The sequence below is a fragment of the Acinetobacter sp. CFCC 11171 genome (assembly GCF_003268405.1).
Lineage (GTDB): Bacteria > Pseudomonadota > Gammaproteobacteria > Pseudomonadales > Moraxellaceae > Acinetobacter > Acinetobacter amyesii.
In genome coordinates this window covers 96,450-118,587 of record NZ_LQXP01000001.1, presented here as the reverse complement: position 1 = coordinate 118,587, position 22,138 = coordinate 96,450, and the positions used below count along the sequence as shown (strand labels likewise).

The following is a 22,138-nucleotide window of genomic DNA, read 5'->3' as shown; positions in this document are numbered from 1 at the left end:
AAAAAAGCCAGTCAAGTGACTGGCTTTTTTAATGAAAATCAGAAAATTAACTTTCTAATTCTTCTTCGACATCATCTTCGGCACTGTCCATACCGAGTTCTTTAAGTTTACGTGTGAGGGTGTTACGGCCCCAACCTAAAAGTTCTGCTGCATGGCGCTTACGCCCACGTGTTTGCTGTAGTGCAGCATTGATGAGGGTGCGTTCAAACATTGGTGTGGCAATGTCGAGAATTTTCATCTCACCATTTTTAAGTTTTTGTACGGCCCATTGACCAAGTAACTCATCCCAGTGATGCACACCGATGCGATCAATCCCTTGAGCAGCAGGATTGCCATCTGTGCCTTGAATTGGAATCTGTTTTAATTCAGAAGGTAAATCTTCTGGATAAACTTCACGGCCTGTGATCATGACTGTTAGCCAGCGACAGGTATTTTCGAGCTGACGCACATTACCTTGCCACGGCAGTTTTTGCATGTATTCTTGCGTTTCAGGACGCAGAATCTTCGGACTTACCCCAAGTTCTTTACCTGCACTTGCAAGGAAGTGCTGTGCAAGCATCGGAATATCTTCACTACGATGTGCAAGTTTTGGAATATGAATACGAATCACGTTTAGACGGTGGTACAAGTCTTCACGGAAGCGACCTTCATGTACTAATTTTTCTAAGTCTTGGTGTGTCGCTGCAACGATACGGACATCCACCTTGACTGGGATGTGACCACCGACTCGGTAGAATTCGCCATCCGCTAAAACACGCAGTAAACGTGTTTGGGTTTCAAATGGCATGTCACCAATTTCATCAAGGAAAAGAGTCCCGCCATTGGCTTGTTCGAAACGCCCTTGACGCTGTGTGTTGGCACCGGTGAACGCTCCTTTTTCATGACCAAATAATTCAGTTTCGATCAAATCTTTTGGAATTGCTGCCATGTTGAGGGCAATAAATGGCTTATTGCCACGTGGTGAGTGTTTGTGCAACGCATGCGCAACCAATTCTTTACCCGTGCCTGATTCACCATTAATTAATACGGTAATGTGTGATTGAGAAAGACGGCCAATGGCACGGAAGACTTCCTGCATAGCAGGTGATTCACCAATAATCTCTGTAGATTGAATCGGTTGAGCGGTTTTTGCAGATTCTTGTTGTTGTAATTTGGCAATATGTAAAATTGCACGGTTTACAAGAGCTAAGGCTTCATCAATATCAAAAGGTTTTGGTAGATATTCAAATGCACCTGTTTGATAGCTCGACACAGCAGATTCTAAATCTGAATGTGCGGTCATGATAATTACAGGTAAGTCAGGGTAGTTGCCTTTGACTTTGCCTAAAAAGGTCAGTCCATCAATACCCGGCATACGGATGTCCGTCAAAATAACATCTGGCGCATCGACACTTAACTGATCTAAAGCGGATTGTGCTTCTTCAAAACTGGTAACATCAAAACCTTCTTCTTTGAATGTTTTTTCCAGCACCCAACGCATGGCGCGATCATCATCGATGACCCAAATCTTATTACGCGACATGATCTGACTCCCAAGGTAAATATAGGCTAAATACTGTTTTTCCAGGAACTGATTGGCATTCAATCATTCCGTTATGTTGATGCATAATATTTTGTGCAATGCTAAGGCCGAGACCTGTGCCTTTCGCTCGTCCTGTCACTAAAGGGTAAAATACGGATTCTAATATTTCTTGTGGTACACCCGGTCCATTGTCCTCGATGTCAATGCGTACCGCAGAACGTTTTAATACACCGTTGATGGTGACTAAACGTTGAATACGTGTGCGCAAAGTGAGTTCTGGTTGATGCTCAACAAAGAACTCTTTATTTTCCGTCATCGCCTGAACGGCATTTACACTGATATTCAGCATGACCTGAATCAATTGATCACGATCTGCTAAAACATCCGGTAACGAAAGGTCGTAATCACGGGTGATCTTAATTTTCTTTTTGGTTTGGTTGACGATCAGTGAACGGACACGTTCAAGTGGTTCGTGCACATTGACTGGTTCGTAACTTGGCAATTGTCTAGAGCCAAGCATGGTGTCAGCTAGATTTCGTAATCGATCCACCTCACTGATAATAATGTCGGTGAATTCGCTGTACTTCGGATCATTTAAGCTACGCGCTAAAAGTTGTGTCGCCCCACGGATACCACCGAGTGGATTTTTAATTTCATGGGCAACACCACGAATCAGTTGTCGTGCGACTTGATGCTGTTGAATCAGGTTTTCTTCTTTAGAGATTTTCAACATCCGGTCGATTTGATTGAGTTCAATCAATAGCAACGGGTGGTAGGGTTTGCCAGAGTTGAGCTGTGACACGGTGTAATCAACATGAATGTCTTTAAAGTTGACATTAATCGTTGCTTCTCGGCGCGTATAGTGCTGGCCAGAAGTTAATGTATTCATTAATGCATCATGCGTATTGAATTCATCATCGGGCATATGGAGTAAATTTAATACAGGCTGACCTGATGCACGAAGTAAGCTGATGTCAAAAAGCGCTTCACAAGATGAATTTAAATAAAAAATATTCAGGTTGCTATCGACCAATAAAATGGCAGTGGTTAAATTATCCACTAAAAGCCGGTAATCAATCGTCATAGTCTGATCCATTAGCGAGAGGTTCCTGTCTTAAAATGGCGCAATGGCATCTTCATAAAGCAAATCGTTCAATCTAATAAGGTTCGAATTGATGCAAGTTATGCAAGATATAAGCCAACTATTTGAGAAATACGCTAAGTTTTGATGCTTATTTGAATAAATGCGCTTATTTAAGACTTTAAATAAAGTGTATAGCCGATTAAAAACAGGCTGTAAATCAAAAATGCATTAAAATGGTGCAAATGAAATTATATGGATGAATTTATAGCATTATTTTGGTGCGTGATATAAAGAGTGGCCTTTTCACCTGTTTTTATGTTTTGAAAAGACATACAATACGCGGATTATAGTGGAGCGCAGATTCATGAAATCCCCCAAAGTCGGTTTTGTTTCTTTAGGTTGTCCTAAGGCATTGGTAGATTCCGAACGAATTTTAACTCAGTTAAAGACTGAAGGTTATGATGTAGCATCAGATTATGATGGTGCCGATTTAGTAGTTGTAAATACCTGTGGTTTTATTGAATCTGCAGTACAAGAGTCGCTAGATGCCATTGGCGAAGCGATGAGTTCAAACGGTCGCGTAATTGTGACTGGTTGTTTAGGTAAAGACGAAGACAAAATTCGCCAAATGCACCCAAATGTCTTAAAAGTGACAGGTGCTGCGGCATATCAAGAAGTGATGGAAGCTGTGCACGAATACGTGCCTGAGCCACCGAAACACAATCCGTTTATTGATCTAGTACCTGAACAAGGTATTCGATTAACACCAAAACATTATGCTTATTTGAAGATTTCAGAAGGTTGTAACCATCGTTGCACATTCTGCATTATTCCGAGCATGCGTGGTGATTTGGTTTCTCGTCCAGTAGGTTCAGTATTGACTGAAGCTCAAGCGCTGAAAAAAGCAGGCGTAAAAGAAGTCCTTGTGATTTCTCAAGATACATCGGCTTATGGCGTAGACACCAAATACAAATTGGACTTCTGGAACGGTCAGCCCGTTAAAACCAAATTCTATGACATGTGTGAAGCATTGGGTCAATTGGGTATCTGGGTGCGTCTGCACTATGTATATCCATATCCACATGTGGATGCTGTGATTGACTTAATGGCACAAGGCAAAATCCTGCCGTATTTGGATATTCCATTCCAACATGCAAGTCCTAAGATTTTAAAACTCATGAAACGTCCTGCGCACAGTGAAAATACACTGGAGCGTTTAAAAGTTTGGCGTGAGAAATGTCCTGATCTTGTGATTCGTTCTACATTTGTTGTGGGCTTCCCGGGTGAAACTGAAGAAGACTTCCAAATGTTGCTTGATTGGTTAAAAGAAGCGCAGCTTGATCGTGTGGGGTGTTTTACTTACTCACCAGTTGAAGGCGCGACTGCAAATGATTTGCCAGATCATGTGCCTGAAGAAATCAAACAAGAGCGTTATGAACGTTTCATGCAAGTTCAGCAAGAAATCTCTGCTGCGAAATTGCAAAGCCGTATCGGTCAGAAAATGACAGTATTGGTGGATGATCTTGAAGAAGAGTTCCCAGTTGCTGTTGCGCGTTCTTATGCAGATGCACCTGAAATTGACGGTAATGTATTTGTTGAAGATATCGATAAGTCAGTGATTAAAGCAGGTGATTTACTTGAAGTAGAAATCACAGATGCAGATGAATATGACTTATTTGCAAAACTGATCTCGGTTAAGTCTGCTTAAACGATTCATTAAAAATAATTGAAATTAAATAATTCGGAGTTGATGATGCTTGATTCTAAAAAACCACGTTTTGGTCGCATCCTGCTTAAGCTTTCAGGTGAAGCTTTAGCGGGCAATAAAGAGATGGGTATCGATGCACAAGTGCTCGATCAAATGTCACTCGCAATTGCGCACCTTGTTGGTTTGGGTGTTCAAGTGGGTATCGTTGTCGGTGGTGGTAACCTTTACCGTGGTAGCCAATTACAAAAAGATGGTTTGGTTGGGCGTGTAACAGGTGACCAAATGGGTATGTTGGCGACTGTGATGAACGGTTTGGCGCTTCGTGATGCTTTGGTGCGTCGTAATATCAAAACTCGTCTAATGTCAGCTTTGCCAATTGGTGCTGTAGTTGAATCATATTCTAGCCGCGATGCAATTCGTCATTTAACTCGTGGCGAAGTATGTGTATTTGTCGCAGGTACGGGTAACCCATTCTTTACGACAGATACAGCAGCATGCTTACGCGGTATCGAGATTGAAGCCAATCTTATCCTTAAAGCGACGAAGGTTGATGGCGTATACAACAAAGATCCAAGCAAATATGAAGATGCAGTGAAATACGATGCATTAACATTTGACCAAGTTTTAGATGAAAAACTGGGTGTGATGGATTTAACTGCGATCTGCTTATGCCGTGACCACAACGTTCCACTTCAAGTATTTGATATGAACAAATCAGGTTCATTACTTTCAGTGGTAATGGGTGAAAAAGAGGGTACTCACGTTACTAACTAATGTACGTGGGCCCTAAAGCTCTTTATACTACAAGCTATTTTAGAATTTACATCTTTTCGAATTAAGTTAGGAAGATCACATGATTAACGATCTTAAAAAAGACGCAGAAGACCGTATGAATAAATCTCTAGATTCTCTAGAGCATGGTTTTGCCAAAGTTCGTACAGGCCGCGCGCACCCATCAATTTTAAATGGTGTTATGGTTCCTTACTATGGCTCTGATGTGCCATTAAACCAAGTGGCGAACGTGGGTGTAGAAGACTCTCGTACTTTACTTGTTCAGCCTTTTGAACGTTCAATGGTTGCTGCAATTGATAAAGCAATCCGTGAATCTGACTTGGGCTTAAACCCGATTACTGCTGATGCGATCCGTGTTCCTATGGCTGCATTAACAGAAGAAACACGTAAAGACATGCAGAAAATTGCACGTAACGAAGCTGAAAATGCAAAAGTTGCGATCCGTAACATCCGTCGTGATGTTTTGGGTGATATCAAAGCATTGTTGAAAGAAAAAGAAATTTCTGAAGATGATGAGCGTCGTGCGGGTGATGACATTCAAAAAATCACAGACAAATTCGTTGCTGAAGTTGAAAAACGTCTGGCTGCAAAAGAAGCTGAATTGATGAAGGTCTAAGTTTTAATGACCTCATCTGAAGAAACTTCCCGTCTTCCAAAACATGTTGCCATCATTATGGATGGCAACAATCGTTTTGCCAAAAAGAATCAAATGCAAAAAGGTGAAGGGCATCGTTCTGGAAAGGACATCCTAGATCCCATCGTTGAACATTGTCGTAAAAGAAATATCCAAGCACTGACCGTTTTTGCTTTTTCGAGTGAAAATTGGAATCGTCCTCAGTTTGAGGTTGATCTGTTGATGGCTCTTCTCGAAGAAACCATTCATGAGCAGTTGCCGCGTATGGAAAAATTTAACATTTCCCTACGTTTTATTGGTGATCGTTCTCGTTTATCTCCTAACTTACGTGACTTAATGTTGCAAGCCGAACAAAGGACTGCTAATTTCGACAGCATGACTTTAACTATTGCAATTAGTTACGGTGGTATGTGGGATATGGCACAGGCTGCAAAACAAATCGCAGCAGATGTTTTAACTAACAAAATAAATCTTGAAGCAGTGGATGCTGAAGTCTTTGGTCAATATGTCAGTTTAAGTGATCTACCTCCGGTAGATTTGTTAATTCGTACAGGTGGTGATTTCCGTCTCTCGAACTTCTTGCTTTGGCAAGCTGCTTATGCAGAACTTTATTTTACCCAGACATTATGGCCTGAATTTACCATTGAAGAATTTGATGACGCACTAGCAGTATTTGGTGGTCGTGAACGTCGTTTTGGTAAGACCTCAGAGCAGATTCAACAAGAGCAGTTTGAGAATAAATAAATGTTAGAGCGGATAATAACCGCATTGGTACTGGTTTCAGTTGTACTGAGTTGCATGTTTGCAACCGAGTCTAAATACCCAATGCTTGTGCTGATGATTATTGCATCAGCTGTCGCGGGTTATGAGTGGTTCAAACTCATGCCGCGGAATACACAAAATGTGATTAAACCTTTCGCTTGGGGCTATGGTCTAGTCACTGCTATTCTTTCAGCACTAGCATTGCATTTTACAGATGTTGCATTACTGCTTTGGGCGGCTTCGATCTTTACTTGGATCTTAAGTGTCTATTGGGTGAAGTCTTATCCTGATTACGATAACTGGTATAACCCGAGTCTGAGTGGTATTGGTTTAGTCTTAGTTCCTGCTGCGGTAACTGCTATTTTTTCTGTGTGGATGAACTCACCTTGGTGGCTCATGTATCTGTTCCTTTTGGTATGGGGTGCAGACAGTGGTGCATACTTCGTGGGACGTAAATTTGGTAAGAAAAAACTTGCACCAGATGTGAGCCCAAATAAATCGATCGAAGGTTTATATGGCGGTCTATTCACTGCAATGCTAATTGTTATTGTTGTTGAAATTATTTATCTTGATTTAAGCATTGCTGAACATATTTTATTTTTAATACTTTCAGTAATAACAGTATTTAGTTCAGTACTTGGTGATTTATTTGAATCGATGATCAAGCGTCGTGCAGGGATCAAAGATTCTGGTCGTATTCTTCCCGGACATGGTGGTGTGCTGGATCGTATTGACTCGTTGCTTGCTGCAGCACCTATCTTTGCGGCAGGTATGTATGTTTTAAAATTAATTGGCGTAGATTTATAGATGTCACAATCTGTTTGTATATTGGGTGTAACAGGATCCATTGGTCAAAGTACTTTAAAGATTCTGCAACAGCACCCCGAAGAGTATTCAGTTTTTGCAGTCACTGCACATAGCCGAATTGTAGAACTTGTCGAAATATGCAAACAATATCGACCGAAAATCGCAGTTGTTCCATACAATAAAGTGGATGAACTGCGCCAATTACTCGTAGCTGAAAAATTAACTGATATTGAAATCTTGCATGATGAAGCAGGATTGATTGCAGTAGCAGAACATCCACAGGTTGATGTGGTCATGGCAGCTATTGTGGGTGCGGCAGGGTTGCTACCTACATTGGCTGCTGCGAAAGCAGGTAAACGCGTGTTGCTTGCAAATAAAGAAGCGCTGGTGATGTCGGGTGACATCATGATTCAGACCGCACGTGAAAATAATGCTTTGTTGCTGCCGGTCGATTCTGAACACAATGCAATCTTCCAATGCTTACCTGAAACTTATCTACAAGGTGAGCGTCATGGTCAGCCAAAATTGGGTGTCAAACAGATTTTACTCACCGCATCTGGTGGTCCATTTTTACATCATAGTTTAGAACAATTGCAAAGTGTAACGCCGGCCCAAGCCTGTAAGCATCCAAATTGGTCGATGGGGCAAAAAATTTCAGTTGATTCTGCAACGCTAATGAATAAAGGCTTGGAATTAATCGAAGCCTGTCATCTTTTTGCAGTTGAAGAACAATTTGTAACAGTTGTTGTCCATCCACAGAGTATCATTCATTCAATGGTTCAATATGTAGATGGTTCGACTTTGGCACAAATGGGAAATCCTGATATGTGTACGCCTATCGCTCATGCATTAGCGTGGCCAAAGCGTATTCAAACACATGTGCCTCCATTAGATTTATTTGTTCATTCACAGTTAAACTTTGAACAGCCTGATATACAACGATTCCCAGCACTAAAATTAGCACGTCAAGCCATGAAGGCTGGGGGCTTAGCTCCTACGATTTTAAATGCAGCCAATGAAATCGCCGTGGCAGCATTTTTGCATGAGAAAATTGGCTTTACTCAAATCCCTCAAATTGTGGAACATGTGTTGGGGCAAGTTGAAAACTCAGCTGCAAATAATATTGATGTTATTTTGCATGCAGATAAATCGGCACGTATGGTTGCTGAAAAAGCAGTATTGAATTCAGGAAGTTAAGACATGAATGCCTTGTTTATGATTATTGCAGCAATATTGCTACTTGGACCGTTGATAGCGATTCATGAATTTGGGCACTATTTCGTTGCACGTAAACTGGGCGTAAAGGTTTTGGTTTATTCGATTGGTTTTGGCCCAACACTGCTCAAGTGGACGTCAAAGAAGTCGGGTATTCAATATCAACTGTCTGCATTACCACTGGGTGGTTATGTCAAAATGTTGGATGAACGCGAAGGTGATGTCGCAGCAGAAGACTTACCAAAAGCATTTAACCGACAACACCCTTGGAAACGTATTGCAATTGTTGCGGCAGGGCCACTCATTAACTTGGCTTTTGCAGTAGTGTTGTTTTGGATTTTATTTTTACCAGCTCAGGAACAGCTCAATACGCGCGTAGGTAAAATTTTACCGAATACGCCAGCAGCGGCTGCGCAAATGCAGTCTGGTGATAAAATTACTGCCGTAGATGGCACTCAAGTATCCACTTGGGAGCGCTTGAATTATGCCTTGGTTGATCGTGTAGGTGAAACTGGCGATATTCAAATTCAAGCTGAACGAGCAGGGCAAATTCAAAACTTCAGTTTACCGATTCAAAGTTTCTTACGTGATCAAACTCAGTCACCACTCGATGTTCTAGGTTTTACACCGTATCGTCCTGAAATTCCTGCAGTAGTTTCAAAACTCAGTGAAGATGGCGCAGCGATTCGCCAAGGGATGCAAGTGGGTGATCGAATTGTTTCGATCGATGGCGTAAAAATGAAAGACTGGTTTGATGTTGTACAAGTTGTACAAGCTTCTCCAGAAAAGTTACTTAAAATTGATGTTTTACGACAAAATAAAATTGTGCATTTAAGCGTGATGCCGCAAGGTAAGCGTGACCAAATGGGTAAAGTCACAGGGCTTTTAGGTGTACAAAGTGATCCGGGTAAAGTCAATATTCCAGCCGAATACAAACAAACCATTCAATACACGCCTGTAGAGGCGATGGGCAAAGCGGTAGAAAAAACAGGTCAGATATCTAGTATGATCCTGAATTCTATTGTAAAAATGGTGCGTGGTTTGGTTGGTTTAGATAATTTATCTGGTCCGATTACTATTGCGAAAGTGGCTGGACAAAGTGCTGAGATGGGGTGGCAAACCTTCATTTCATTTATGGCACTGATGAGTGTAAGTTTGGGTATTTTAAATTTACTACCGATTCCTATGCTCGATGGCGGTCATTTAATTTACTATTTTATTGAATTAATTCGTGGTAAACCTGTTTCTGAACAAATACAATTGGTTGGATTAAAAATTGGTATGGTATTGCTGGGTAGCATGATGCTACTGGCTCTATTCAATGACATTATGCGTTTATAAGAACGTTATACGAAATAAATTAACAGCGGAAAAGACTGGCATGCAGCACAAACATTTATTTATGCCATTGGCACTGGTTAGTGCTATGGCCGTAGCACAACAAGTATATGCAGCAGATGATTTTGTAGTACAAGATATTCGTGTTGATGGCTTAGTGCGTTTAACTCCTGACAATGTAGCCGGAATGATCCCATTCTCCGCTGGTGATCGTGTCAATGATCAAATCATTTCAAACTCAATTCGTAGCATGTTTGCGTCGGGTTTGTTTGATGATGTGAAGTCTTCACAAGTCGGTAGTACCCTTGTATATACAGTGGTTGAACGCCCTGTAATTTCTAAAGTTGAGCTAAAAGGCAATAAACTTATTCCTAAAGAAGCCTTGGAAGAAGGCTTAAAGAAAATGGGTCTGTCCGAAGGTGAAGTTTTAAAGAAATCATCTTTGCAAACGGTTGAAACTGAATTAGAACAACAGTACATGCAGCAAGGTCGCTACGATGCTGATGTCAAAGTGATTACAACCGCTCAACCGAATAACCGTGTAAATGTCTTAATCGAGTTTGAAGAAGGTCAATCTGCCAAAGTATTTGATATTAATATCATTGGTAATACGGTCTTTAAAGAAAGCGAAATTAAACAAATTTTTGCATTAAAAGAAAGTGGTTGGAACTCGATCATTTCTCGTAATGACCGCTATGCACGTGAAAAGATGGCTGCGAGTTTAGAAGCGTTACGTGCGATGTATCTCAACAAAGGTTACATCAACTTCAACATTACCAATTCAAGTCTAAATTTGAGTGAAGATAAAAAACACGTCTTTATCGAAGTTTCGGTGGATGAAGGTGAACAATTTAAGTTTGGTGAAACCCATTTCTTAGGTGATACGCTTTATACGCAAACAGATTTAAATGCTTTAAAACTTTATAAAGATGGCGATTTATATTCACAAGAAAAAGTGAATGGTGTGAAACAACTTTTACTTCGTAAATACGGTAACGCAGGTTACTACTTTGCAGAAGTGAACATTGTTCCTGAAATCAATAAAGACACCAAATTGGTTGATTTAAATTACTATGTGAATCCGGGTCAGCAAGTCACTGTTCGCCGTATTAATTTCACAGGTAACTCGAAAACAGCTGATGAAGTTCTACGTCGTGAAATGCGTCAAATGGAAGGCGCATTAGCAAGTAACGAAAAAATTGATTTATCTAAAGTGCGTTTAGAACGTACTGGTTTCTTTAAAACCGTTGATGTTAAGCCTGCACGTATTCCGGGTACCCCAGATCAAATTGATTTAAATGTAAATGTTGAAGAGCAGCATTCGGGAACAAGTACTTTAGCTGTTGGTTTCTCACAAAGTGGCGGTGTAACTTTCCAAGCAGGTTTGAGTCAAACCAACTTCTTGGGTACAGGTAATGCAGTTTCTATCGATTTGTCTCGTTCAGAGACTCAAGATTATTACAACCTCAGTGTAACTGACCCATACTTCACTATTGATGGTGTACGCCGTGGTTATAACTTGTACTACCGTAAAACCAAGTTAGATAACGACTATAACGTTAATAACTACGTCACTGATAGTTTTGGTGGTGGTATCAACTTTGGTTATCCGATCGATGAAAACCAAAGTATCAGTATGGGTCTGAATATTGATAATACCGAAGTGACAACAGGTCCATATGTTTCTACCTATGTGCGTGATTATTTACTAGCAAATGGTGGGAAAGCAACGGATACGACATCTTTCTGTCCTACTGATGCATCTGGTAATTCGCAATTAACTGTGCCTGTATACAAAACTGATGAGAATGGCGATTTTGTACTAGATGATAAGGGTAATAAAATTGTTACTCACAACACTTGTGCAGTACCTGAAGAATCGTACGACAGTGCGTTTAAAGGTGAGTTCTTAACTTATAATCTTAACTTGGGTTGGTCATACAATACCTTGAATCGCCCGGTATTCCCTACATCGGGTATGTCACACCGCGTCAATGCCGAAATTGCATTACCAGGTAGTGATGTTGAATATCAAAAAATCACTTACGATGCACAAGCTTATTTCCCACTAGGTAAAGACTTTGTGTTACGTGGTTACGGTAAGTTAGGCTATGGTAATGATTTACCGTTCTACAAAAATTTCTATGCAGGTGGTTTTGGTTCGGTACGTGGCTATGATAACAGTACTTTAGGGCCGAAATATCCTGGTGTGTATTATGATGCGCAAAATCAGGTTGACTACGATCCAGAAGAAGTCGGTGGTAATGCTTTAATTCAATTTGGTACTGAATTGGCTTTACCTGTGCCATTTAAAGGCGATTGGGCGCGTCAAGTTCGTCCAGTATTGTTTGCTGAAGGTGCACAAGTATTTGACACCCAATGTGACGTTCCTAAATCTAGTGAAGACCGTCAATACTGTAAAGATAACTACGGCTTTGATATGAATAACATGCGTTATAGCGTTGGTGCAGGTTTTACTTGGATCACGATGATTGGTCCAATTTCACTGAGTTATGCATTCCCACTGAATGACAAAGCTGGCGATGAAACAAAAGAAATTCAATTCGAGATTGGTCGTACGTTCTAAGTACGACCCTTCTGGGAATAACAAAATAACAGGTTGATAAGATGAATAAATTATTTGCTGGTTTGGCGGTATTGGGTATGTCATGTTCTGCTGTGGTACATGCAGCAGGTTACGGTGTGGTTGATTTAGAAAAGGTGGTGGATCAAAGCACTTATCTAAAACAACAAAATGCTCAAATTCAACAGCAATTGAAACCACAAACCACTAAAATTGAATTACTGGCTAAAGAGCTGGAAGCAATGCAACAAAAAGCTCAGCAAGGTGGTGATAAGTTGACTGCTGCGCAAAAGCAGCAAATGGGTCAACAGTATCAAGCTAAACTTAAAGAGCTGACTGATTTACAGCAAAAAGTTCAAGCTTCGGTTCAAGCTAATATCCAGTCCTTAAATCGCACGATGGATACTCGAATCAAGCAAGTTGCAGAACAATTGCGCACAGAAAATAAGTTAGATGTTGTTTTGAATAAAAATTCAGCACTTGCGTATGACCCTAAGTTTGATTTAACTGATAAAATGATTCAAAAGGTTAATGCAATTAAATAATCAATGAATTCTCAAAAATTCAGTTTAGAAAAGCTTGCTCAACTTGTTCAAGGTCAATGTATTGGTCAGCTAGACTTGCAATTCAGCGGAATGGCAAGTTTGGAGAGTGCTCAACCACATCAGCTTGCATTTTTAAACGCAGATAAATATCTGAATGAAGCTCAACAGTCTAAGGCTGGTGCGCTGATTGTGACTGCAGACATGCAGTCACAAATCCCTTCACAGCAAAACTTCATTGTTGTACCCAATCCGTATCTGGCTTTCGCTATTCTAACGCATGTTTTTGAAAAAAAATCTGTAGAAACAGGAATTGAAAGTACTGCCCAAATTCATCCTTCAGCAATCATTTCTGATACTGCTTATATTGGGCATTATGTGGTAATCGGTGCGAATAGTGTGGTGGGTGATGGAACTCGCATTGAATCACAAGTGAAGATTGATCATGGTGTTGAAATTGGTAAAGATTGTTTTATCGATTCGCATGTGACAATTACTGGTGAAGCCAAGTTAGGTGATCGCGTACGTATCCATGCAAATACGGTGATCGGTGGTGAAGGGTTTGGTTTTGCACCTTATCAAGGGAAATGGCATCGTATTGCTCAATTAGGTTCTGTACGTATCGGGAATGATGTGCGTATTGGTTCAAATTGTAGTATCGACCGTGGTGCTTTAGATGACACAATTTTGGAAGATGGTGTCATTATTGATAACCTTGTGCAAATCGCGCATAACGTCAAAGTTGGTGCAAATACAGCAATGGCTGCGAAATGTGGTATTGCCGGTAGTACAACTATTGGCAAAAATTGTGTGCTAGCAGGGGCTGTTGGTATCGTAGGTCACATTAATATTGCAGATAATGTGACAATTACCGGTATGTCAATGGTCACAAAAAGTATTTCCGTTGCTGGGAGTTATTCTTCAGGTACGCCAATGCTTGAAAGTGGTTCTTGGAAAAAGGCAGCAATCCGCTTTAAACAATTAGCAGATGTGCCATTGACCCAATTGGTCAAACGACTTGATCATATGCAGTCTCAAATTGAGTCCCTTGAATCAACATTTAAATTGCGTAAATAATTATGATGACAGAGTCGAATACCCCAGCTTTCACTAAACCTGAATTACCAATGACTATTCAGACTATTCGTGAATATTTGCCACATCGTTATCCGTTTTTATTGGTTGATCGTGTTGTCGAAGTGACTGACAACGGGATTGTAGGCTATAAAAATGTAACGATTAATGAAGAATTTTTACAAGGCCATTTTCCTGAATACCCAATTATGCCGGGTGTGCTGATTGTTGAAGCATTGGCGCAAGTATCGGGTATTTTAGGTTTCATCATGAATAATGAGAAACCTTCAGCGGGTTCGCTGTTCTTATTTGCTGGTGCAGAGAAGGTTCGATTTAAAAAACAAGTCGTTGCAGGCGATCAACTTGTATTAAAATCGGAATTAGTGATGCAAAAGCGTGGCATTTACAAATATAATTGTGTTGCCACTGTAGATGGCGTAGTCGCAGCAACCGCGGAAATTATGGTTTCGCATCAGAAAACAGAGACAGCATGAGCAATAACGAATTAATTCATCCTACCGCCATTATTGACTCATCAGCAGTAATTGCTCCGGATGTGCAAATTGGACCATATTGTATTATTGGTCCTAAAGTCACAATTGGAGCGGGCACTAAACTGCATTCACATGTTGTGGTGGGTGGTTATACCCGTATTGGTCAACATAACGAAATTTTTCAATTTGCCAGTGTTGGTGAAGTCTGCCAAGACTTGAAATATGCTGGTGAAGAAACCTGGTTAGAAATCGGTGATTATAATTCGATTCGTGAACACTGTAGTTTACACCGTGGTACTGTTCAAGATCAGGGTCTAACTAAAGTTGGTAGTCACAATTTATTGATGGTGAATACACATATTGCACATGACTGTGTGGTAGGTGATCATAATATTTTTGCTAATAACGTCGGCGTTGCAGGTCATGTCCACATTGGTGATTACGTCATCGTAGGTGGTAACTCTGGTATTCATCAATTCTGTAAAATCGATTCATACAGTATGATTGGTGGTGCATCGCTTATTTTGAAAGATGTACCTGCTTATGTCATGGTATCTGGTAATCCAGCCCATGCTTTTGCCATGAACATTGAAGGCATGCGTCGTAAAGGTTGGTCTAAAAATGTGATTCAAGGTTTACGTGAATCTTTTAAATTGATCTATAAAGATGGTTTAACGACGAATGAAGCGATTGAGCGTATTCGTACTGAAATTTTGCCTGAAGTGGCAGAAGCGCAATTGTTGATTGACTCACTTGAGCAGTCTAAGCGCGGTATCGTACGCTAAATGCTGCGAATAAAAAAAGACACCTTATAAGGTGTCTTTTTTTTGCATTAAAAAATAGTTCTATTTTTTAACAAAGCCTGCTTCTTCAGATTTTGGATACTTTTGGATAAGCTTGCTTTTGAGCCGCGTTGCTAAACTGCTATTTCGATCGACGTCTTTTGCAATGCTATACAGTTGATATAACGCTCTAGGCGCACGGGTCGACTCAGGGTATTGATCTACTACGATACTATAGTTCTTTTTCGCTTCCGCGTAGTTGGTCGGTTCAACAGCAAGGTTGAACTCAGCTAACCAAAAATATGCATTGCTAATATAAACACTGTTAGGATTATTCTTAATAAAGTTTTTCATCGGTGCAATGGCTTTTTTGGCACCACCTTGTTTGTATGCATCTAAAGCAACGGTATACGCTGCTTTCTCGAGCTCAAGTGAGTCACCACCTGCATTTACAGGTTGGTTTGCAGATGAGCTTAATGTTGCTTGGGTCGTAGGTTGTTTAATAGGTGTAGGCGCTGTATTAGCTGTTACTGGGTGCAGTACCTTGTTGGTTATCCTCCGCAGCCTCGGTGTCTTCACTTGGATCTACTTTTTGTTGGAGTAGTTCTAAACGTTGATCTAAATCTGCATAGCGGTTTGTAAGTTCACTTTTTAATTGTTCGATAATATTGTCTTGCTCTTCCATTTTACCGCGTAAGCTACGCAATTCATTTTCGAGCTGTTGGTTCTTCTGCATAAGCTGCCAATTCAAATTGGTTGGAATAGGGGTAGAGCCAGCACCTGTTTGAATGGCCGTATTATTTGCTGTATACACAGTGCCATTATTAGCGCCACTCAAACCACGAGATTCAATTGGAATATTGGCAAATAATGCACCTGAGCAAGTCAATGTAAGGGCGCACAATACATGCTGTTTAAACATCATAAAAATTCCATGTAGTTACAAGCATGTCCGTATAGAATAGTTTTATTACAGACAGCTTTAGATAAAACGATAAGCACATTAAAAACGCCAAAGATCTGAATTGCAATAAGCTTTTACAATCTTGCTGTGTATTAAAGTAAAAATATAGTGATGAAGTTTCACGTTTTCTACATCATCGACCATCATATTGATTTATAAATAATCAAACAGTGTTTTCTACTCAGGAATTCTTGGTTTTAGGCTTGCATGTTTATTAAAAATCTCTATACTCTGTTCTTGCAATGGTAGCCCTGCTGGTTACTTCGCAATTGTACTCTATAAACCCCGCCAGGACCGGAAGGTAGCAACGGTAGTAGAAATATGATGTGCCGAAGTCTTGCTGGTAGGGTTGCCACCAGTTTCAATAATAATAAATTAAACGTCCTCTCATTTTTTCAATCCTATATTCTTCTTTATTTTAGTTTTATTAATTTTTCATTTAGATTTATATCTTTTTTATTCGTCATCAAATTCTTTACGTGCAATCACTTTAAAAATCGTATCGAGATCAAAGCCTCGATATTGCAAAAAACGTATTTGTTTGGCTTTTTGTTTTGGATCACGTTCAACAGCTTTGCCAAATTTTTTTATTTTGAGCTGGTAAGCTTCAGCGACCCAATCTGTTTCTTTTAATTCATCCAGAATTAATTCACTGTCTACTTTTTTATTTTTTAACGCGAGCTTTATGCGATTAGGGCCTTTACCTTTACGTTTTTGACTCGATAGCACCATCTCTGCTACACGCTGATCGCTTTGATAGTTCTCACGCGCGAGTTCCTCCACCAAGTGTATGACTTCTTCTCGGCTATCCGCATACAGTGCTAATTTTTCGATTAAATCCGCTTTTGAGTATTCTTTACGTGTGAGTACTGCAAAAGCGTAGGAGCGTAGACGAGAGCCGCGCAGTCCTGGTTTTTTTTCAGCATGAACATCTTTACCATTGGTGTCAAAATGCAACGCAGTGTGATCGATCACCGAAGTATTATCATGTGAAATGTCAGTTTGTGCAGCATGATTTACGCAGGTAGTTTCTTCAGCTTCTGCAAACTGTTGTTTCAGTGCTTCATAATCAAGCAAGAGTGGAAAATGGTCTTTAGTCATGGGGGCATTTTAATACAAATTTTGAGTGCAAAACAAAACGCCCCGTAGGGCGTTTCGTCTGCTATTAAAGTATGCTGTAATTAAGCATCTAAAAAGTCTGGTTCTTCTTCGTCTTTGTCTTCTACAGGTGCTGTACCCGTAGTCAGAAGTTGTTCACGAATCAGTTTTTCGATAGTTTGCACAAGTTCAGGGTGTTCTTCTAAGTGGCGAATGGTATTGTTTTTACCTTGCCCAATCTTGTCACCTTGGTATGAATACCAAGCACCTGCTTTTTGAACAATTTCTTGTTGTACTGCGAGGTCAACAAGCTCACCTAAATGGTTCACGCCTTTACCATAAAGAATTTGGAAAATCGCTTCACGGAATGGAGGAGCCATTTTGTTTTTCACAACTTTCACTTTGGTTTCTGAACCAATGATTTCGTCGCCTTCTTTCACTTGACCAATACGGCGGATATCTAAACGTACAGATGCATAGAATTTAAGTGCATTACCACCAGTTGTGGTTTCTGGGCTACCAAACATTACACCAATCTTCATACGGATTTGGTTAATGAAGATCACCATACAGTTCGAACGTTTCGCATTACCGGTAATTTTACGCAGTGCTTGGCTCATCAGGCGAGCTTGTAAGCCCATGTGTGAGTCACCCATTTCGCCTTCAATTTCGGCGCGAGGGGTCAGTGCAGCTACAGAGTCGACAACGATCAGGTCAATGGCACCTGAACGTACCAGCATGTCTGCAATTTCAAGTGCTTGTTCACCATTGTCTGGCTGTGAAACAAGTAAGTTATCAATATCTACGCCAAGTTTACGTGCGTATTGAGGGTCTAATGCATGTTCAGCATCGATGAATGCACAAGTACCGCCAGCTTTCTGACATTGTGCAATAGCTTGTAATGTCATAGTCGTTTTACCAGAAGATTCAGGACCGTAGATTTCTACGATACGACCTTTAGGCAAACCACCAATACCTAGTGCGATATCTAATGTTAAAGAACCTGTAGAGACAGCTTCAACTGCCTGTACAGTATTATCACCAAGACGCATAACGGTGTTTTTACCAAACTGCTTTTCAATTTGGCTTAAGGCCGCATTTAACGCCTTGCTTTTATTATCATCCATCTTACAACCTCAATACGATGTCACGAAACAATATACTCAAGTGGATGTATTCAGTTTAGATCTGTTCCACGAGGGTATAGTGACAGAAATCATCCTTTTGTTCTATGAAAATCACAACAGGTGCGACATGTTGTGACGCTTTAACTTAATCATCATTATAAGACCATTGCTGGTCAAACTGTTGATCATTTTCTCTTTTAAATTTACCAATATCTCGACGATCTTTTTTACTTGGTCGATGATCTGGCCGAGCTAGATTATGCAACTTTCTTTGTGATGCGAGCAATTCCCGTTTTGCAATACTGACCTCAGTTTCATCATAAAGCAGCTGAGCGGTTGGGGCAGGCCCACGAACATCCGACAGTGCTTTCACCACCACAGTTTTTTTCTCAAGGCCTTGTGCAATGGTTAATTCCATGCCTACACGAACTTCACGAGAAACTTTAACGCGTTCGCCATTATGATGAACTTTACCGCCTTCAATCGCATTTTTGGCAATAGAGCGTGTTTTAAAAAAACGTGCAGCCCACAACCATTTATCTATACGCATACTAACCGCATCTTCGGCTAGATTTGATTTACGCATATTTTTTCTGTTCCTCGGCTTGCTCAGTCGTTTGAGCTTCTAAAATAGGGATTAAATCTGTTAATGCGGACAGCATTGGATAATTACAAGTCTCGCGAGGCGCTTTGGCAGATGAAGGCTGCTGAATCGAATAGAGCTGTTCAATCCCAAAAAGTTTTGCACCATTGAGCACTTTTTCTGTGTCATCAATGAAATAACAGTTTTTTGCATCGAAGGGGTGTTTGCTTGCTAATATTTGCCAAAACTCAATAAACTCTTTGGCATGACCGAGCGTTTCTGAACTGACGATAACATCAAAATAATCACGAAGACCTGTTTCTTCAAGTTTGAATTGTAAGCCTGCAAAGTCGGCATTGGTTGCAAGCCAAATAGGATAGCCATTTTCTTTTAGATACGTGAGCAGCTCAATGCAGCCTTCGCGTTTGGCTACTTTGGCTTTTTGTTCTATCTGCATTTCCAGAACATCAACGCCAACTTGTGACGTCCAAAAGCGAGAGGAGTACCATTTTAGGGTATGATTATGCTGTTGATAAAAACTAAATAGCGTTTGCTTGCTTTGTTCGAGTGAGCACTGATGCTGTTCAGCATAGCGAATTGGCAGCAGCTCATTCCAGATAAAATCATCATAAGCAAGATCGAGTAAAGTACCGTCCATATCGAAAATGATCGTCGGCTTTTCTGAGTAATTTGGCATATAAAGGTATTCTATGTTTAAAACAACAACAGCACCGCAAGACCCACTGATTTTGCAGTTGGTTCCCATTGTGACACAAGCTTGCGAAATTTTGCGAGAAGAATATCAGCGTTATTGCTCAGGTGCGGATTTTGATGTGGAACGTAAAAGTGATGATTCACCTGTAACGCAAGCTGACTATCGTGCAAATAGCTATATTACTCAAGCATTATCCAAAGTTTCTAACTTGCCTGTATTGTCAGAAGAAGGTGACAAGTCTGAACGTATGCAATGGCAAAAATTTTGGCTACTTGATCCTTTAGATGGTACCAAAGAGTTTTTACATAAAAGACCTGAATTTACCATTAATCTGAGTCTGGTTGAGGGTACTAATACTACCTTTGCCATATTGGCGATCCCCGGGGAATACAGCGTATATATTTGTCCCTTTGAGGGACTGCCGCTGAAATATGATAGCCAGTCAACCACATGGTATGAATATGTTCAAACCTCTGTAGAGAATGTCGTACACGTTGGCTTGAGTCAAAGTGCTAAAAATAAGCCGATTTATAAGCACTATCTAGACGCTTTAGAAAAACTTAGTCCTTATCAGGCATACCATGCTGGTAGTGCATATAAGTTTTGTATGATGTTAGAAGATCGAGTGGATATTTACCCGCGTTTTCATCCTACCTGTGAATGGGATACTAGTGCTGGACAATGTTTAATCGAGCGTATTGGTGGTGGATTGATTGATTTTAAAGGTCGCGCATTTCTATATAACCAACGCACGACTTTATTAAATGGTGGATTTATTGCATTTAAAAATGCCGAAATGAAAGAATTGGCCTTAAATGCTTTGGCAAACATGCCTGACAAAACTTGAGCTAAATCGGGTTCATGCTATAGTGTCTGCACACTCCGTTAAATCTCCTGCATTTAAGAACTGTCGATTATGGCCCTAGATTTGCTCCCACCGAGTATGCTGAAAGCAATAGACTTATTGCCGGATGAAAAGACGCCTGTAACTTTGTTTACACGTCATTCCATTCGTGAAGTTGTACAAGGACAGGGGTTGGCTGGTTATGACTTGCAACTGACCCATCAAGGACGTGATTTAGCCGAAGCGTGGGGCAGCTATTTGGTTGAAAATACCGATCGTGTTATTCAGCACTGTATTTCGAGTCCAATTCAGCGCTGTGTGGATACGGCAGCATTGATGATTCAAGGTGCAGATAATGTCACGATTGAGCCAAATACCCACCATATAGAAATCATTGAACAAGGATTATTGGTCGAGCCGGGAAGTTTTGTGCTCGATATTAAAAAAGCAGGACCATACTTTCAAAAGCAAGGTGCTTTAGGCTTTATCAATAGTTTCGTAAATAATGCTTTGCCGGGGATGAAACAGCCTATTCATGGGGTGGTAGATGTATTGGAGTTGATTTACAACACTCATCCAACCAATGATTATGGCCTGAGTCTAGCGGTGAGTCATGACACAATTTTGGCTGCGATTCTTGCCATTATTTCAGGTAAAAATATCGTGACACGCGAAGACTGGCCGAAAATGATGGAAGGTTTATTTGTTTGGTTTGAAGGAGATGTATTCCTTGAATCTAAACTGAAATGGATTTGGCGTGGTGAACTAAATGAATTAAATATTCGTGAATTTCAGCAGGCTGAGCAGCAACTCTAAGTATTTTGCGCATATAAAATATTTAAAAAAGGCATCCATGTACGGGATGCTTTTTTATCTGCTTCAATATTTCACTAAATAAAAGATTAAATATTGGCTTTAATTCGCGCAGGGTATTGATTTAAATCAATACTTGAACCGTCGTCACTATAAGGCCAGCGGCTAGTATTGACAGGGAGATGCTGTTGGTGGATTCGACTGTATTTGTCTGCAGCAATCAATGTCGCAATGTCATGATCTTTAATACTATACGCTTGCACGAGTTTAACGGGATATTGTGTGCGTTCAAAAAATTCAGCTTCTGTTTCCCCTTGATGCAGCGCAAAGATGCGTTCTACAGCAGGTAAATACACGCCATATGCTAACCATGAGTCCACGCCTTGAGAGGCTTGAATCTCAGCGGTCGATTTCATATTTGAAATGACTTTACCTAAAATGTCTTTTTCACCTTTCGATGTAAAATATTCAATATATTGATGTTCTGCTTCTGCAAATTTTTCTAATGATGGCAAAAATTGGTTAATCGACATTTTTATCCCTCTTTTCATTTGTACAGCAATGGCTGCCTAGGATGAAAATTAAAATACCATAAAAAATATATGGGATTAAACCATTTCTAAAAATTTTTATTTACAAAGTTTCTAAAAATATCC

General features: G+C 40.3%; 21 protein-coding genes, 1 other RNA gene and 1 pseudogene. 15 read left to right on the top strand and 8 right to left on the bottom strand.

Going from position 1 to position 22,138, the window contains the following annotated elements:
• Positions 1–46 precede the first annotated feature (46 nt).
• Together glnG and glnL are read right to left on the bottom strand one after the other, a co-directional pair.
• Positions 47–1,522: a nitrogen regulation protein NR(I) gene (gene glnG / locus AVJ20_RS00610; protein WP_111883760.1), complete on the bottom strand. Its 1,476-nt coding sequence runs from the start codon at positions 1,520–1,522 to the stop codon at positions 47–49.
• Positions 1,512–2,618 (bottom strand): nitrogen regulation protein NR(II), encoded by a 1,107-nt coding sequence (gene glnL, locus AVJ20_RS00605; protein WP_078188727.1) that lies wholly within the window; start codon positions 2,616–2,618, stop codon positions 1,512–1,514. Before glnL ends, glnG begins: the two co-directional genes overlap by 11 nt.
• A 352-nt stretch (positions 2,619–2,970) precedes the next feature.
• On the opposite strand from glnL, the gene rimO reads away from it, so the two are divergent.
• From rimO to lpxA, 12 genes are all read left to right on the top strand, one after another.
• Positions 2,971–4,314, top strand: a complete 1,344-nt coding sequence (gene rimO, locus AVJ20_RS00600) for a 30S ribosomal protein S12 methylthiotransferase RimO (RefSeq protein WP_111883759.1) — start codon at positions 2,971–2,973, stop codon at positions 4,312–4,314.
• 45 nt (positions 4,315–4,359) lie between these two features.
• Positions 4,360–5,088 (top strand): UMP kinase, encoded by a 729-nt coding sequence (pyrH, locus tag AVJ20_RS00595; RefSeq protein WP_078193535.1) that lies wholly within the window; start codon positions 4,360–4,362, stop codon positions 5,086–5,088.
• A gap of 79 nt (positions 5,089–5,167) precedes the next feature.
• Positions 5,168–5,722, top strand: coding sequence for a ribosome recycling factor (gene frr / locus AVJ20_RS00590; RefSeq protein WP_111883758.1), 555 nt, complete (start codon positions 5,168–5,170; stop codon positions 5,720–5,722).
• Positions 5,723–5,728: 6 nt separating this feature from the next.
• A complete protein-coding gene (uppS, locus tag AVJ20_RS00585) occupies positions 5,729–6,484 on the top strand; it encodes a polyprenyl diphosphate synthase (protein ID WP_111883757.1) in 756 nt (251 codons plus the stop codon).
• Positions 6,485–7,309, top strand: a complete 825-nt coding sequence (locus tag AVJ20_RS00580) for a phosphatidate cytidylyltransferase (RefSeq protein ID WP_078193533.1) — start codon at positions 6,485–6,487, stop codon at positions 7,307–7,309.
• Positions 7,310–8,506, top strand: a complete 1,197-nt coding sequence (gene ispC / locus AVJ20_RS00575) for a 1-deoxy-D-xylulose-5-phosphate reductoisomerase (RefSeq protein WP_078193532.1) — start codon at positions 7,310–7,312, stop codon at positions 8,504–8,506.
• Between the two features lie 3 nt (positions 8,507–8,509).
• Entirely contained in the window at positions 8,510–9,865 is a 1,356-nt protein-coding gene (gene rseP, locus AVJ20_RS00570; protein ID WP_111883756.1) for an RIP metalloprotease RseP, read from the top strand.
• Positions 9,846–12,449, top strand: a complete 2,604-nt coding sequence (gene bamA / locus AVJ20_RS00565; protein WP_416240527.1) for an outer membrane protein assembly factor BamA — start codon at positions 9,846–9,848, stop codon at positions 12,447–12,449. Before rseP ends, bamA begins: the two co-directional genes overlap by 20 nt.
• 41 nt (positions 12,450–12,490) lie before the next feature.
• Entirely contained in the window at positions 12,491–12,991 is a 501-nt protein-coding gene (locus AVJ20_RS00560; protein ID WP_111883754.1) for an OmpH family outer membrane protein, read from the top strand.
• 3 nt (positions 12,992–12,994) lie between these two features.
• Positions 12,995–14,065 (top strand): UDP-3-O-(3-hydroxymyristoyl)glucosamine N-acyltransferase, encoded by a 1,071-nt coding sequence (lpxD, locus tag AVJ20_RS00555; RefSeq protein WP_111883753.1) that lies wholly within the window; start codon positions 12,995–12,997, stop codon positions 14,063–14,065.
• 5 nt (positions 14,066–14,070) lie between these two features.
• Positions 14,071–14,556, top strand: coding sequence for a 3-hydroxyacyl-ACP dehydratase FabZ (fabZ, locus tag AVJ20_RS00550; RefSeq protein WP_171263789.1), 486 nt, complete (start codon positions 14,071–14,073; stop codon positions 14,554–14,556).
• Positions 14,553–15,341, top strand: coding sequence for an acyl-ACP--UDP-N-acetylglucosamine O-acyltransferase (gene lpxA, locus AVJ20_RS00545; RefSeq protein WP_111883752.1), 789 nt, complete (start codon positions 14,553–14,555; stop codon positions 15,339–15,341). The genes fabZ and lpxA overlap by 4 nt, the downstream gene beginning before the upstream one ends.
• 60 nt (positions 15,342–15,401) lie before the next feature.
• Here the strand turns inward: lpxA and AVJ20_RS00540 are convergent.
• Positions 15,402–16,263, bottom strand: a pseudogene (locus AVJ20_RS00540) (YbgF trimerization domain-containing protein).
• A gap of 291 nt (positions 16,264–16,554) precedes the next feature.
• Between AVJ20_RS00540 and ffs the strand changes: the two are divergent.
• Positions 16,555–16,651, top strand: an RNA gene (gene ffs, locus AVJ20_RS00535) — signal recognition particle sRNA small type.
• A gap of 107 nt (positions 16,652–16,758) precedes the next feature.
• Here ffs and AVJ20_RS00530 read toward each other — a convergent pair.
• The 4 genes from AVJ20_RS00530 to AVJ20_RS00515 form a co-directional block, all read right to left on the bottom strand.
• Positions 16,759–17,403, bottom strand: a complete 645-nt coding sequence (locus AVJ20_RS00530) for a regulatory protein RecX (protein ID WP_111883751.1) — start codon at positions 17,401–17,403, stop codon at positions 16,759–16,761.
• Between the two features lie 80 nt (positions 17,404–17,483).
• Positions 17,484–18,527, bottom strand: coding sequence for a recombinase RecA (gene recA, locus AVJ20_RS00525; protein WP_078193524.1), 1,044 nt, complete (start codon positions 18,525–18,527; stop codon positions 17,484–17,486).
• Between the two features lie 145 nt (positions 18,528–18,672).
• A complete protein-coding gene (locus AVJ20_RS00520) occupies positions 18,673–19,113 on the bottom strand; it encodes an RNA-binding S4 domain-containing protein (RefSeq protein WP_078193523.1) in 441 nt (146 codons plus the stop codon).
• Positions 19,106–19,807: an HAD-IA family hydrolase gene (locus tag AVJ20_RS00515; protein WP_111883750.1), complete on the bottom strand. Its 702-nt coding sequence runs from the start codon at positions 19,805–19,807 to the stop codon at positions 19,106–19,108. The genes AVJ20_RS00520 and AVJ20_RS00515 overlap by 8 nt, the downstream gene beginning before the upstream one ends.
• A 13-nt stretch (positions 19,808–19,820) precedes the next feature.
• On the opposite strand from AVJ20_RS00515, the gene AVJ20_RS00510 reads away from it, so the two are divergent.
• Positions 19,821–20,672: a 3'(2'),5'-bisphosphate nucleotidase CysQ family protein gene (locus AVJ20_RS00510; RefSeq protein WP_111883749.1), complete on the top strand. Its 852-nt coding sequence runs from the start codon at positions 19,821–19,823 to the stop codon at positions 20,670–20,672.
• Between the two features lie 69 nt (positions 20,673–20,741).
• Positions 20,742–21,485, top strand: coding sequence for a histidine phosphatase family protein (locus AVJ20_RS00505; RefSeq protein ID WP_078188709.1), 744 nt, complete (start codon positions 20,742–20,744; stop codon positions 21,483–21,485).
• Positions 21,486–21,571: 86 nt separating this feature from the next.
• Here the strand turns inward: AVJ20_RS00505 and AVJ20_RS00500 are convergent, their stop codons facing one another.
• Positions 21,572–22,015, bottom strand: a complete 444-nt coding sequence (locus AVJ20_RS00500; RefSeq protein WP_111883748.1) for a hypothetical protein — start codon at positions 22,013–22,015, stop codon at positions 21,572–21,574.
• Positions 22,016–22,138 lie beyond the last annotated feature (123 nt).